We start from the raw sequence: 13,724 nt of genomic DNA on the forward strand, positions 1-13,724 counted from the left end.
AACGTACCGGCGCGGCATCAGCCCCGGTACAGCGCCTCGACCTCCTCCGAGTACGCCGTCTCGATCGCCTTCCGCTTCAGCTTCAGGGACGGCGTGAGCAGCCCGTGCTCCTCCGTGAACTGGTAGGCCAGTATCCGGAACGTACGGATCGACTCGGCCTGCGAGACCAGGGTGTTGGCCGCCACGACGGCCCTGCGCACCTCGGTCTCCAGGTCCGGGTCGTGGACCAGCTGGGCGGGCTTCAGTGGCGGCTTGCCCCGCATGTTCAGCCAGTGCTCGACGGCCTCGGCCTCCAGCGTGACGAGCGCCGCGATGTACGGGCGGTCGTTGCCGACGACGATGCACTGCGCGACCAGCGGGTGGTCGCGCACGCGCTCCTCCAGCTGCTGCGGCGAGACGCTCTTGCCGCCGGAGGTCACCAGGATCTCCTTCTTGCGGCCGGTGATCGTCAGGTAGCCGTCCTCGTCGAGCGCGCCGAGGTCGCCGGTGGCCAGCCAGCCGTCGTGCAGGGTGGCGTCGGTGGCCTTCGGGTCGTTGAGGTACCCCTGGAACACGTTGCCGCCGTACAGCCAGACCTCGCCGTCGTCGGCGATGTGGACCGTCGTGCCGGGGATGGCCTGGCCGACCGTGCCGTAGCGGGTCTGCTCCGGCGGGTTCGCGGTCGCCGCGGCCGTGGACTCGGTGAGCCCGTAGCCCTCGTAGATCGTGACGCCGGCGCCCGCGAAGAACAGGCCGAGGCGGCGGTCCATCCCCGAGCCGCCCGACATCGCGTGCCGCACGCGGCCGCCCATCGCCTCGCGGACCTTGGAGTAGACGAGCTTGTCGAAGATCGAGTGTTGCATGCGCAGCGACGCGGACGGTCCGGGGCCGGTGCCGAACGCCTTGGCCTCCTGTGCGTCCGCGTACTTGACGGCGCACTCGACGGCCTTGTCGAACGGCCCCGACTTGCCGTCCTTCTCGGCCTTGCGGCGGGCCGCGTTGAAGACCTTCTCGAAGATGTACGGCACGGCGAGGATGAACGTCGGGCGGAACGACTGCAGGTCGGGCAGCAGCGCCGCCGCATTGAGCTGCGGCTGGTGGCCGAGCTTCACACCGCCGCGGATCGTGGCGATCTGCACCATGCGCCCGAAGACGTGCGCGAGCGGCAGGAACAGCAGGGTCGAGGCCTCGTCGCCGCGCTTGGAGTGGAACACCGGCTCCCAGCGGCTGACCATCGTGTCCGACTCGAACATGAAGTTCGAGTGGCTGATGACGCAGCCCTTGGGGCGGCCCGTGGTGCCCGAGGTGTAGATGATCGTGGCGACGGAGTCGGGGGTGACGGCGCGCCGGTGGCGGTGCACCACCTCGTCGTCGATGTGGGCGCCGGACTCGATGAGTCGGGGCACGGGATCGGAGTCCAGCTGCCACATCCGGCTGAGCGTGGGCAGACGGTCGATGACGGTGGCGATCGTCATCGCGTGGTCCTCGTGCTCCACCATCGCGGCCGACACCTGGGCGTCGTGCAGGGTCCAGAAGACCTGCTCGGCGGAGGCGGTGGGGTAGATCGGCACGACCTGGGCGCCGATCGTCCACAGCGCGAAGTCGAAGAGGGTCCACTCGTAGCGGGTCCTCGACATGATCGCGACGCGGTCGCCGAAGCGGACGCCCTGGGCCAGCAGCCCCTTGGCGAGCCCGAGGACTTCGTCACGGAACTCGGCGGCAGTCACGTCGAACCAGCGGCCCTCGTCGTCCTTGCGGCCGAGTGCGACGCGCAGCGGATCTTCGAGGGCATGGTCGAACACGGCGTCGGCCAGGCCGCCCACCGGCGGCGCCGACGCCAGAGGAGGATTGGTGAACTCGCGCAATGTTGCTCCTTGTGGCGCTCCGCACAGCGCCGGTGACGGTACCCCACCGCGCGCCCCGGCGGGAGGGGTCCATATGGGCCGGAGCGCGCGGAATATGCACTGGTCAGCCGGTGAAATACGGCCACAAGGGGAAGCGCGGGACAGAATTCTTACGGTTCAGTAAGTTTCGGTGGCGTAATCTCCACGGAATCTGTACGGAGCGGTTACCGGGGGTCCGCTGCGGGCTTTTTGGGCGGACTGGTCGCTTCCGATTTCTCCACGGACGGTCCACGACCGGCATCGGTGGCCGCGACGGCGGTCGCCCCCGGCGGACGGTGGGACGCCCGCGGCGCCCTCACCAGCGCAAGGACCAGCAACCCGGCGACGAGCGCCGCACAGCCCGCGACCACGGACGCCGTGTTCAGTCCCGACGCGAAGGCCACCCGCAGCGTGTGTTCCGGGACCACCCCGTCCAGGGCCCGCGCCCCGCCGCCGGCGAGCGTGTGCGCGGCGCCGTGCGACAGGGAGTGCTGCATCGTCGACGTCAGAACGGTGCCGAGGACCGCCACCGCGAGCGCGTAGCCGAGCTGCCGGAACGTGTTCACCGCGCCGCCCGCCATGCCCGCGCGCTCCGGCTCCACCGCTGCGAGCGCGGCGCCCGCGATCCCGGGCGAGACGAACCCGGTCCCGACGCCGACCAGTACGAGGCCGGGCACGAGTGCCGTCCACGTCGAGCCCGGGTCGAGGACCGCCTGACAGAACAGCCCGGCCGCGATCAGGATGAGGCCGCCGCCGATGGTGAACCGGGCCGGCACCCCGTGCAGCAGCCGCCCGCCGATGACCGCCACCACGACCGAGGCGCCCGACATCGTCAGGAAGACCAGGCCGCCGTGGACGGGGCTCATGCCGAGCAGGGTCTGCAGCCAGATCGAGGTGTAGGGGACGACGCCGAACGCGGCGCCGTTGAACGCGAGCGCCCCCGCCATCACCCCGACGAACGCCGGCTTGCGCAGCAGGGCCAAGTCGAGCAGCGGATGTGCGCTGCGCCGCTCGACCACGACGAACGCGACCAGCGCGAGCGCCGCCACCAGGAACGCGGCCGTGGTCCCGGCCGACGTCCACCCCTGCGATCCGGCCCGTACGACCCCGTACGTCGCCGCCCCCGCGAAGCACGCGAACGCCGCAGTGCCCGCCCAGTCGACCCGCCGCCCCCGCGGCCCCCGCGACTCGGGCACCACCCGCAGCGTCAGCCACACCGACACCACGCTCACCGGCAGATTGATCCAGAAGATCCACCGCCAGCCGGGACCCTCCGTCATCACCCCGCCGAGCACGGGGCCGATCGCGGCCGCGCCGCCGCTCACCGCTCCCCACACCCCGAGTGCCGCCGAGCGCCGCTTGCCCTGGTAGACGGAGCCGAGCAGCGGAAGCGTCGTCGCGAACATCGCCGCGGCGCCCACCCCCTGCACCATCCGTGCCGCCACGAGCATCCCCGGCCCGCTCGCGAGACCGCAGCCCAGCGACGCCACCGCGAACAGCGCCACGCCCGCCACATGCACCCGGCGCCGCCCGAGTATGTCGGCGGCAGCCCCCATGCCGAGCAGCAGCGCGGCGAGAGCCAGCGCGTAGCCGTCCATCACCCACTGCAGATCGCTCAGCGACGCGTGCAGGCTGCGCGCCATGTCGGGCAGCGCCACGACGACGATCGTCACGTCCAGCAGCAGCATGAACGTTCCCAGACAGACCGCGGTCAGCGGTCCCCATGTACGCATCCTCAACAGCTCCTCGCCCGATGCCTTACCGATGTCAGGCTCGTACGATGGGCCGCGCACGGCGGATCCCGGCGATCAGCGGCCTGGGATCGAAGGAATCCGACATCAGGAGCGCACAGACCGATGGAATCCCCTCCCTTCGACGATCTGGACCTGAAACTGCTCCAGGCCCTCGAGGTCGACGGCCGCGCCCCCTTCAGCCGGATCGCGGCCGTCCTCGGCGTCTCCGACCAGACCGTTGCCCGCCGCTACCGCAAGCTCGTCGCCGAGGGCGGCCTGCGGGTCGTCGGACTCCAGGACAGCCTGCGGCTCGGCCGCGACCACTGGATGCTGCGCCTGCGCTGCGCCCCCGAAGGTGCCGAGGCCATCGCCACCGCCCTGGCCCGCCGGCCCGACACCACCTGGATCGGCCTCACCTCGGGCGGCACGGAAGTCGTCTGCATGATCGTCCCGCGCACCCAGGGCGACCACGACGACCTGCTGCTCGGCAAGCTGCCGCGCACCCCGCACATCGTCGAGATCCGCGCCCTGCAGATGCTGCACCGCTTCTTCGGCGGGCCGGCCGGCTGGCTCGTCAAGCACGGGCCGCTCACCGCGGACCAGGTCGCGGCGCTCGGCCCGCCTCCGCAGCCCACCGGGGACCCCGTCCCCATCACCCCCGACGACGCGCCCCTGACCGCCGTACTCAAACGCGACGGCCGCGCCGGGTACCCCGAACTCCAGCGCGCCACGGGCCGTTCGGAGTCGGCCGTGAAACGGCGCCTCGACCAGCTCATCGCCTCGGGGTCCCTCTACATCGACATCGAGTACGACAGCGCACGCCTCGGCTACACCAACGCCGCCGTCCTCTGGATCACCGCGGCCCCCGCCTCTCTCGACACCGTGGGCCGTGCACTCGCCGAGCACCGGGAGATCGCCTACGCCGCCGCGACCGCCGGCCCCTCGAACCTGGTCGTCACCGCCGTGACCCGGGACACCGCTGACCTGTACGCGTACATCAGCGGCAAGCTCGGCCGGCTCGAAGGCGTCCAGCACGTGGAGACGTCGCCGTTCATGCGACGGGTCAAGCAGCTCACGTACCAGCCGCCCATTCGCTAGCGCCCCTGCTAGCGGTTGCGGTGCAGCCGGTCGCCGCCGTCGAGGATCGCCTGGGCCAGCGCCTGCGCCGCGTCGCCCTGCCCGCTGCCGTGCCGCGGCCCGTGCAGCAGCACGAAGTCCACCTCGCCCAGCTCCGGCAGCCCCGCCCGCTCCGGTACGCGGACCAGGCCGGGCGGGATCAGGCCGCGCGAGTGCGCCATCACGCCGAGGCCCGCCCTGGCCGCCGCGATCAGGCCGTTGAGGCTGCCGCTGGTGCAGGCCACGCGCCAGGCGCGGCCGTGCCGCTCCAGGGCTTCGAGGGCCAGGGCGCGCGAGATGCCCGGCGGCGGGTACACGATGAGCGGCACCGGACGGTCCGGGTCCAGGCGCAGCCGCTCCGTGCCGATCCACACCAGCCGGTCGTGCCACACGGACTCGCCGCGCGGGTCCTCCGGCCGCCGCTTGGCGAGGACCAGGTCGAGCTTGCCCGCGTCGAGCTGCTCGTGCAGCGTGCCGGACAGCTCGACCGTCAGCTCCAGGTCCACCTCGGGGTGGTCGTGCCGGAACGCCTCCAGGATCTCGGTCAGCCGGGTCAGGACGAAGTCCTCCGACGCCCCGAAGCGCAGCCGTCCGCGCAGCCGCGTGCCCGCGAAGAACGCCGACGCCTGCTCGTGCACCTCCAGGATCCGGCGCGCGAAGCCGAGCATCGCCTCGCCGTCCTCCGTGAGCTCCACGGAGTGGGTGTCCCGCGTGAACAGCGTCCGCCCCGTGGCGTCCTCCAGGCGCCGCACATGCTGGCTCACCGTGGACTGGCGCAGGCCGAGGCGGCGGGCGGCCTGCGTGAAGCTGAGCGTCTGGGCCACCGCGAGGAACGTCCGCAGCTGCGAGGGGTCGTACATGTCCCCGACCCTACCCGCGCCCATCGCGAGACGTGATGACAGTCAGTGCGGTGTGCAGGATTCCCGATTGCGGTGATCAAGAGGACGATGGAGAGGGCACGACCTGAACCGACAGCAAGGAACATGCAACCCGTGAAACGCCTGACTTGGCCGTCCTGGATGCCGGTCGACCCCTACATCCTGGCGCTCATAGGGACGGTGGGCCTCGCGGCGCTCCTGCCCGCGCGCGGCGGCGCGGCCGACGTCGCGTCCGGCGCCTCGACCACCGCCGTCGCGTTCCTCTTCTTCCTCTACGGGGCGCGCCTGTCGACCCGCGAGGCCCTCGACGGGCTCAGGCACTGGCGGCTCCACGTGACCGTCCTCGCCGCCACGTTCGTCGTCTTCCCGCTCCTCGGCCTCGCGGCCCGTGGCCTCGTCCCCGTGGTCCTCACTCCGTCCCTCTACGACGGACTCCTCTTCCTCACCCTCGTCCCCTCGACGATCCAGTCGTCGATCGCCTTCACCTCCATGGCCCGCGGCAACGTGCCCGCGGCGATCTGCGCGGGCTCCTTCTCCTCGCTCGCCGGCATCGTCATCACGCCGCTGCTCGCGGCCGGGCTGCTCGGCAACAGCGGCGGCGGATTCTCCGCGGACTCCCTCGTCAAGATCGTGCTCCAGCTGCTCGTGCCGTTCCTCGCCGGGCAGTTCCTGCGCCGCTGGGTCGGCTCCTTCATCACGCGGCACAAGAAGGTCCTGAGCTACGTCGACCGCGGCTCGATCCTGCTCGTCGTCTACACCGCGTTCAGCGAGGGCATGGTCCAGGGCATCTGGCACCAGGTCAGCGCCGTGCGCCTGGGCGGGCTCCTCGCCGTCGAGGCGGTGCTGCTCGCCGTGATGCTGGCGGTCACCTGGTACGGCGGCAAGGCGCTCGGCTTCGCGCGCGCGGACAGCATCGCGATCCAGTTCGCCGGATCGAAGAAGTCCCTGGCGGCCGGACTGCCCATGGCGAGCGTCCTGTTCGGGGCGCACGCGTCCCTCGCCGTGCTGCCGCTGATGCTGTTCCACCAGATGCAGCTCATGGTGTGCGCGGTGATCGCCAAGCGCCGGGCACGCGACCCCCTGGAGCAGGTCAGCGCGGACGAGCGAGCCGCAGCGCCACGAACCGCGGCCGGTACAGCGACACGTTCCGGCTGACCTGCGCCTGCGCGGTCGCGGGCGCCGCGTCCAGCCAGTTGACGTCGTAGCTGAGCAGCAGGCGCCCGTCACCGCCGCCGAGCGCGGGGTGCGCCTGCGGGTTGTACGCGGCCGTGCCCTGCCCGAGCGCCCCGTCCCGCGGCAGCGGCGCCTCGAAACCCTTCGCGGGACCGTGCCAGGGCCCGGTCGGCGCACACGCCCAGTAAGAGGTGACGCGGGTCAGGCCCGCGGTCCCGGCGGCCATCGTGAACAGGACGTACGTACCGCCGTCGCGCACCACGGTGAACGCGCTGCCGACTCCCCGGCGTTCACCGTCGCCGAGGACCGCACGCGGCCGGGCGGTGCGCGTCCAGCGCGAGCCGTCCCAGTACCGCCACGCCCCCGGCTCGCCGAGCCGGCCGCGCGGCACGCGGGCGACATAGGCGTGGCGCGTGGCCCCCTGCCCGTCGTCACCGCCGAACACGTACGTCCATCCGCCCCGGTCGACGGCCGTCGTGCCGAACAGGACGCGCCGCGCCGGGTCCGGCACGCCGCGCTGGTCGAGGACCGTGGTGACGCTCTCGACGCGCAGGCCGGGCAGGGAGAGCGTGGCGACCTCGGTGGCGGCGGGCATGCCGTAGATCCAGGGGCCCGTCCCCGTCGTACGGGTCCACAGCAGGGCGCGGACGACCCGCTCGGCGGAGCCGGGGGAGCGGGGCTCGACGCGGGCCGCGACCGGCCAGCGCCACTGCTGCGGCGCCGGGTCAGGAAACAGGGGCGCCGGGAGCGTGCGCTCCAGGGCTCCCGAACGGCCCATCACCACGGCCGAGTTGCGCACGAACGGCGCAGAGATGTCGCGCCAGGCGTAGGGCTGGCCCGCCGGGTTGGGCGGCGCGTGCACCTGTCCCAGATAGGTGTCGGAGAACAGCCACAGGACCCGCCCGTCCGGGAGCCGCACCGAGTGCGTGCCGTCGCCGCCCGTCCAGTCGTCGCCCCGCGACGCGTCGTCGCCGTAGCGGGCGAACGCGCCCGTGAGGCCGGGGTCGGCGGACCACGAGGCGACGCCGCGCGCCGCGCACGGGCGACCGCCCTCCCGGTCGTCGTCCGGAAGGGCGGTCAGCAGGGCGGCGGCGCACACCAGGGCGAGCAGCAGGCCGAGACCCGCTCCCAGGCCCGTGCGGCGCACCGCCTCCTTGTCCGCGGGCACGCTGGGACGTTAGTGGCCCCCGCGCACCCGGTCCATGGGCAGCCACAGGACGGTGTCCGGGGTCACAGTGGTGACCGGGGCGTTGAGCTCCTCGTCGCTCAACGCCCGGTCCTGGACCCGGACTTCGTCGATCGCGCCGGTGAAGTGCGCCCGACTGTCCATCCGTTCGCCCACGTGCACGCCGAACGGCGAGTTACGGCTGACGGAGCCCGGCACGTCGGGCGCGCTGACCGACGTCCCGTCGACGGTGAGCGTCAGCTGTCCGCCACCCCGTCGCAGTACGGCGTGGTGCCACTGGCCGTCGTTGTAGGCGCCCGTGGTGCGCACCGACGCGGACCGCGGGGCCGCGGCGCCGTCCCGCGTGGTGATCAGGCCCGTGATGCGGTTGCTCGCGGGCTCGGCGCGCAGCCACACCTGCGGCTGCGTGGTGCCGATCCCGCCCATCCACAGCAGCGGCTGCTCACCGGTCGTGGCGGAGTAGCGGAACCACAGCGACGCGGTGAAGTCCTTCGTCCCGAGCGGCAGTCGGTCGCTGTACGGGAGCCGTACCGCGTCGTCCGTCCCGTCGAAGGAGAGCGCCCCGCCGAAGCGGCCGGCGGTCGGGGAGGCGCCGCCCAGCACTGACGCGTCCCGCGCGTTGCGGGCCCGGTCCTGCGTCGTCGGGTCGGCGCCCCTGCGCGGCGTCAGCCAGTCCTGGGTGAAGCGCGCGAAGCGGATCTCGTCGCGCGCGTCGACCGCGCCGCCCTCGTACATGAGGCCCACCTGGTCGTGGGTCGCCTGCACGAGGTCCGAGTAGCCGGACCAGTCGGTCGTCACCACGGTCGAGCGGTCGAAGCTGTCCCAGGTCCGCCCGCCGTCGTAGGAGGAACGGATGGTCATCGTCCGGCGTCGGTCGGGGTCGCCGGGGCAGGCGAGGAGCAGCCGGTTCCCGGTGCGCAGGACCGAACCCTGCACCTGGGGGGTGTAGAGGTCGGGGATCGCCGTGAAGCGCCGCGTGAACGAGTCGCCGCCGTCCCGGCTCCATGTGTGCGTGCGGTGGCCGAGGTCGGTGCCGTCCTGCTCGCGCCCCGACACGTACAGGGTGCCGCCGGGCAGTTCGGCCACCGTCATCTCGGACGGCTTCTGCCGGAAGGTGCCGTCGTCCGCGATCGGCCACGCGTCCTTCGCGCCGACCCGCCAGTGCCTGCCGCCGTCGTCGCTGACCATGAGCGCGGCGTGGTTCGCGGTGACGCGACTGCCGTTCCAGGACTCGGCGTTGACGGTGAAGACGAGCCGGCCGCGGTGGCGCCCCTGGGTGAGCTGCAGGCCGTGCACGGGCCCGGTCGCGTACCAGGAGTTCCAGTCCTTCGGCAGGATCTCGTCGCTCAGGTCGCGCGGCGCCGACCAGGTGCGGCCGTCGTCGTCGCTGTACTGGAGGTGCGGGGTGCGGTCGCAGGGAATGTCGCAGTTCTTTCCGTCCGTGCGGCCGGTGTTGTACGTCTCCGCGAGCACGATGCGGCCCGTCCTGAGGTCGACCACCGGGGCGGGGTTGCCGTGCGTGTCACCGGCGCCCTCGTTGACGACCTGGAGCGGGCTCCAGGTGCGGCCCCCGTCCTCGGACCGCTTGACGACGATGTCTACGTCGCCCGCGTCGGAACAGTCGTTCGTGCGCCCCTCGGCGAAGGCGAGCAGCGTCCCCTGCTTCGTCTTCACGACGGCCGGAATTCGGTAGCAGGCATACCCGGGATCCTGGGAAGCCTTGAAGAGGACCTGCTGCTCGAACGGCGGTTGCGTCGAGGCTGCTCGGGCCGCTTGGGCCGCGGTTGCCTGTGTCGCTCGTGTCGCTTGTGTCGCGTCAGCCGGTTCGGCGGCCTGCGCGGGCAGCGCAGCTCCCGCGGCGACGGCGAGCAGCGCGACGACGGATGTGCCCAGGGATCTCAGACGTACGCGGAGACTTGACGGCATGGTGCTGCCACCCTTCAACGGCTCATGTCAAGGCTGATGTCACGGCTCATGCGTCTGGACATCCAGACATCCCACGTCCAATGTCCGGGTCACAGACGCTACTTGGGACGCTCGGCACGCCACAAGCACCGTGCATCAGGGGATCAGTGAGACCTGGCCGGGATGGCACCGGCGCGTGGGGCCCGGCCGGCGCAGGGGGCGCTCCCCGCCGGATCCGGGCCCCGTCGCCGTGCCGCGGGGAAACCGGTCAGCCCTGGGCGGCCGTGGCCCGCAGGGCTATGCGGTGTTCGCCCGCGTACACGTTCATGTTGGGCCCGCGCAGGAAGCCGACCAGGGTGAGGCCGCTCTCCGCGGCCAGGTCGACCGCGAGTGACGACGGCGCGGACACGGCCGCGAGGACCGGTATGCCCGCCATCACCGCCTTCTGCGCGAGCTCGAAGGAGGCGCGGCCCGAGACGAGCAGGATCGCGCGGGACAGCGGAAGCGTGCCGTTCTGGAGGGCGCGTCCGACGATCTTGTCCACCGCGTTGTGCCGGCCCACGTCCTCGCGGATGTCGAGCAGTTCTCCGGCTTCCGAGAACAGCGCCGCGGCGTGCAGACCCCCGGTCCGGTCGAAGACCCGCTGGGCCTCGCGCAGCCGGTCGGGGAGGCTCGCCAGGAGCGAGGGCTCGATCCGGACCGGGGGAGTGTCGTCGATCGCGAACCGGGTCGTCGTACGGACGGCGTCCAGGCTCGCCTTCCCGCACAGGCCGCAGGACGACGTCGTGTACACATTGCGTTCGAGCGTGATGTCGGGCAGCACCAGACCGGGAGCGGTGCGCACGTCGACGACGTTGTACGTGTTGGAACCGTCCTCCGTCGCACCGGCGCAGTACACGATGCTCTGCAGCTCGTCCCCCGCGCCGAGGACGCCCTCGCTGACCAGGAACCCCGCCGCGAGCGCGAAGTCGTCGCCCGGAGTGCGCATCGTGATGGCGAGGGGCTTGCCATTGAGCCGGATCTCCAAAGGCTCCTCCGCCACGAGCGTGTCGGGCCTGCTGGAGACCTGCCCGTCCCGGATGCGGAGCACCTTGCGTCGTTCCGTGACTCGTCCCATGTGTCGATCAGTCCCGGTTCTGTACGTGCTGATAGCCGAAGCGGCCCTTGATGCAGAGGTTGCCGTGGGTCACCGGGTTGTCGTGCGGCGAGGTGACCTTGACGATCTCATTGTCCTGCACATGGAGCGTGAGGTTGCAGCCCACGCCGCAGTACGCGCACACGGTCGTCGTCTCCGTCTGCTCCGTCTCGTTCCAGGTGCCCGCCGCCCGCATGTCGAATTCCGACTTGAAGGACAGCGCGCCCGTCGGGCACACCTCGATGCAGTTGCCGCAGTACACGCACGCCGAGTCCGTCAGCGGCGCGTCGTGCTCGACGGCGATCCTGGCGTCGAAGCCGCGCCCCACGACCGAGATGGCGAACGTGTTCTGCCACTGGTCGCCGCACGCGTCGACGCACTTGTAGCAGAGGATGCACTTGTCGTAGTCCCGGACGTACAGGTCGTTGTCGACGCGCGGCTCCTCGTCCACGCGTGCCGCGTCCGGGCCGAACCGGTCGGGCTCGGCCTCGTACTCCTTGATCCATTCGGCGGCGCGCGGCGTTGTCGACAGGTTCACGGACGAGGCGAGCAGTTCGAGGACGACCTTGCGGCTGTGCCGGGCGCGCTCCGTGTCCGTGCGCACCTCCATCCCCGCCTCGGCCCGGCGCGAGCACGCCGGAGCGAGGGTGCGGGCGCCCTCGACCTCGACGACGCACACCCGGCACGCGTTCTTCGGGGTGAGGGTGTCGCCCTGGCACAGCGTCGGGATGTCCTTGCCGGCGGCCCGGCAGGCGTCCAGGATCGTCGACCCCTCGGGCACCCGCGCCTCCTGCCCGTCCAGCGTGAACTCGACGAGGCGGCGCGGCACTCCCAGCGGTATGGCGGTCATTCGTACGCCCCCAGGCGGTCGATGGCGGATTCCACGGCGTTCCACGCGGTCTGCCCCAGACCGCAGATCGAGGCGTCCCGCATGGCCCGCCCCACCTCCCTGAGCAGCGCGATGTCCCCCGCGGCCGCCGCACCCGTCCGCTCGGCGATCCGGTGCAGCGCCTCCTCCTGCCGCACCGTGCCCACCCGGCACGGCACGCACTGCCCGCACGACTCGTCGCGGAAGAACTCGGCGATCCGCAGCAGGATGCGGGGCAGCGGCACGGTGTCGTCGACGGCGAGGACGACGCCCGAGCCTAGCGTCGTGCCGGCCGCGCGCGTCCCCTCGAACGTGAGCGGGATGTCCATCTCGTCGGCGCGCACGAAGCCGCCCGCGGCGCCGCCGAGCAGTACGGCCCGCAGGTTCTCCGGCTTCCCCGCCAGGTCGAGCAGTTCGCCGAGCGTCGCGCCGAACGGCAGCTCGTAGATCCCGGGCCGCCCGACGCTCCCGGACACGCAGAACAGCTTCGGCCCGGTCGACTTCTCCGTGCCGATCGCCGCGTACGCCTCGGCACCCATGGTCAGGATCGGCAGCACGTTCACGAGGGTCTCGACGTTGTTCTCGGCCGTCGGCTTCCCGAACAGGCCCTTCTCCACGGGGAAGGGCGGCTTGGAGCGCGGCTCGCCGCGGTAGCCCTCGATGGAGTTGAAGAGCGCGGTCTCCTCGCCGCAGATGTACGCGCCCGCGCCCCGCCGGATCTCGATGTCGAAGGCGTAGCCCTGACCGAGCACGTCGTCGCCGAGCAGCCCGCGGGCGCGTGCCTGCGCGACGGCGTTGCTCAGCAGCCTGAGCGCGCGCGGGTATTCACCGCGCAGATACAGGTACCCCTGGTGGGCGCCGACCGCGTACCCGGCGATCGTCATGGCCTCGATGAGCGAGTACGGGTCCCCTTCCATCAGGACCCGGTCCTTGAAGGTGCCGGGCTCGGACTCGTCGGCGTTGCACACCAGGTAGTGCGGACGGTCCGGCTGCGAGGCGGTGGCCTTCCACTTCACGCCGGTGGGGAAGGCCGCTCCGCCGCGCCCGACGAGGCCCGCGTCGGTCACCTCCCGGATCACCCCGGCGGGCCCGAGCGCGAACGCCCGGCGCAGGGCGGCGTATCCGCCGTGGGACCGGTAGTCGTCCAGCGAGGACGGGTCCACGACGCCGATGCGGCGCAGCAGGGTGAGCCCGGGTTGCCCGGCCTGCGGGACGGCGAGGGAGGCGGGCGGTTCGGGCTCGGCGGCCTCCGGGGCGGAGGCGGCGAGGACGGCGGACTCGGGGGTGGCGGGGGCTATGACGGCGGTCGCGTAGGGCTTCTCGGCGCCGGGCTCAAGAGGCGCGCCCGAACCCGCGCCCGCTCCCGAACCCGCCCGCACCACCAGCGCAGCCGGAGCCCGCTCGCACAGCCCCAGACAAGGACTCCGCTCGACCGAAACCCCGCTCCCGGGCCCGAGCCGCCCCTCCACCGCCGCGCAGAGCTCGGCGGAGCCGGCCGCCGCGCAGGCCACGTCCGTGCACACGTGCAGCACGGTCGCCGGGCGCGGCTTCACGGAGAACATCGAGTAGAACGTCGCCACCCCGTACGCCTCCGCCGGCGGCACCGTCAGCCGCCGGCACAGATAGTCGAGGGCACCCTCGCTGATCCAGCCGATCCGGTCGTTGACCGCGTGCAACCCCGGCAACAGCAGGTCCCGCCGCTCCCGCGCCGCACGTCCGCCGCGCGCCCAGCGCAGATCCGCGTCCGAACGGACCGTCGAGTCACCGAAGGGCGCTTCCCACGCCGAGCCCGGCGGTCCGAGCAGCGCGTCGACCGCCTCGCGTTCCTCGTCGGTGGGCTTGCTGTCACCGAAGTGCAGATCCATGTC

General features: G+C 72.2%; 10 protein-coding genes. 2 read left to right on the forward strand and 8 right to left on the reverse strand.

The genetic code is table 11. From position 1 onward, the window contains the following. Positions 1-17: 17 nt before the first annotated feature. Together AC07EJ_RS29050 and AC07EJ_RS29055 are read right to left on the reverse strand one after the other, a co-directional pair. Positions 18-1,844 carry an AMP-dependent synthetase/ligase gene (locus tag AC07EJ_RS29050; RefSeq protein ID WP_389482999.1) on the reverse strand — a complete coding sequence of 609 codons (1,827 nt, stop codon included), beginning with the start codon at positions 1,842-1,844 and terminating at the stop codon, positions 18-20. A gap of 203 nt (positions 1,845-2,047) precedes the next feature. Next, complete coding sequence (locus AC07EJ_RS29055; protein WP_478885359.1) at positions 2,048-3,595, reverse strand: MFS transporter; 1,548 nt, start codon at positions 3,593-3,595, stop codon at positions 2,048-2,050. 123 nt (positions 3,596-3,718) lie between these two features. Between AC07EJ_RS29055 and AC07EJ_RS29060 the strand changes: the two genes are divergently transcribed. Further along, complete coding sequence (locus tag AC07EJ_RS29060; RefSeq protein WP_389482994.1) at positions 3,719-4,693, forward strand: Lrp/AsnC family transcriptional regulator; 975 nt, start codon at positions 3,719-3,721, stop codon at positions 4,691-4,693. Positions 4,694-4,701: 8 nt separating this feature from the next. On the opposite strand, the gene AC07EJ_RS29065 is transcribed toward AC07EJ_RS29060, so the two are convergent. Beyond that, complete coding sequence (locus AC07EJ_RS29065; protein WP_389482992.1) at positions 4,702-5,571, reverse strand: LysR substrate-binding domain-containing protein; 870 nt, start codon at positions 5,569-5,571, stop codon at positions 4,702-4,704. A 159-nt stretch (positions 5,572-5,730) separates the two neighbouring features. Here AC07EJ_RS29065 and AC07EJ_RS29070 point away from each other — a divergent pair, with 159 nt between their 5' ends. Continuing rightward, on the forward strand, positions 5,731-6,744 hold the full coding sequence (locus AC07EJ_RS29070) for a bile acid:sodium symporter family protein (protein ID WP_389483204.1): 1,014 nt from the start codon (positions 5,731-5,733) through the stop codon (positions 6,742-6,744). On the opposite strand, the gene AC07EJ_RS29075 is transcribed toward AC07EJ_RS29070, so the two are convergent. The 5 genes from AC07EJ_RS29075 to AC07EJ_RS29095 all read right to left on the reverse strand — a co-directional run bounded on the left by AC07EJ_RS29075 (position 6,680) and on the right by AC07EJ_RS29095 (position 13,721). After that, a complete protein-coding gene (locus AC07EJ_RS29075; protein WP_478885360.1) occupies positions 6,680-7,930 on the reverse strand; it encodes a hypothetical protein in 1,251 nt (416 codons plus the stop codon). The two genes, AC07EJ_RS29070 and AC07EJ_RS29075, sit on opposite strands and share 65 nt — an antisense overlap. A 9-nt stretch (positions 7,931-7,939) precedes the next feature. Further along, positions 7,940-9,874 (reverse strand): exo-alpha-sialidase, encoded by a 1,935-nt coding sequence (locus AC07EJ_RS29080; protein WP_478885361.1) that lies wholly within the window; start codon positions 9,872-9,874, stop codon positions 7,940-7,942. A gap of 247 nt (positions 9,875-10,121) precedes the next feature. Next, a complete protein-coding gene (fdhD, locus tag AC07EJ_RS29085) occupies positions 10,122-10,970 on the reverse strand; it encodes a formate dehydrogenase accessory sulfurtransferase FdhD (RefSeq protein WP_478885362.1) in 849 nt (282 codons plus the stop codon). A 7-nt stretch (positions 10,971-10,977) separates the two neighbouring features. Next, positions 10,978-11,838, reverse strand: a complete 861-nt coding sequence (locus tag AC07EJ_RS29090) for a 2Fe-2S iron-sulfur cluster-binding protein (protein ID WP_393583394.1) — start codon at positions 11,836-11,838, stop codon at positions 10,978-10,980. Further along, a complete protein-coding gene (locus tag AC07EJ_RS29095) occupies positions 11,835-13,721 on the reverse strand; it encodes an NAD(P)H-dependent oxidoreductase subunit E (protein WP_478885363.1) in 1,887 nt (628 codons plus the stop codon). Before AC07EJ_RS29095 ends, AC07EJ_RS29090 begins: the two co-directional genes overlap by 4 nt. Positions 13,722-13,724 lie beyond the last annotated feature (3 nt).

The sequence above is a fragment of the Streptomyces sp. NPDC045026 genome (genome assembly GCF_056432625.1).

Coding starts and splice junctions, on each gene's coding strand:
- AC07EJ_RS29055 (WP_478885359.1), bottom strand. CDS start 3,595: ATGCGTACATGGGGACCGCTGACCGCGGTCTGTCTGGGAACGTTCATG.
- AC07EJ_RS29060 (WP_389482994.1), top strand. CDS start 3,719: ATGGAATCCCCTCCCTTCGACGATCTGGACCTGAAACTGCTCCAGGCC.
- AC07EJ_RS29065 (WP_389482992.1), bottom strand. CDS start 5,571: ATGTACGACCCCTCGCAGCTGCGGACGTTCCTCGCGGTGGCCCAGACG.
- AC07EJ_RS29070 (WP_389483204.1), top strand. CDS start 5,731: ATGCCGGTCGACCCCTACATCCTGGCGCTCATAGGGACGGTGGGCCTC.
- AC07EJ_RS29080 (WP_478885361.1), bottom strand. CDS start 9,874: ATGCCGTCAAGTCTCCGCGTACGTCTGAGATCCCTGGGCACATCCGTC.
- fdhD (WP_478885362.1), bottom strand. CDS start 10,970: ATGGGACGAGTCACGGAACGACGCAAGGTGCTCCGCATCCGGGACGGG.
- AC07EJ_RS29090 (WP_393583394.1), bottom strand. CDS start 11,838: ATGACCGCCATACCGCTGGGAGTGCCGCGCCGCCTCGTCGAGTTCACG.
- AC07EJ_RS29095 (WP_478885363.1), bottom strand. CDS start 13,721: ATGGATCTGCACTTCGGTGACAGCAAGCCCACCGACGAGGAACGCGAG.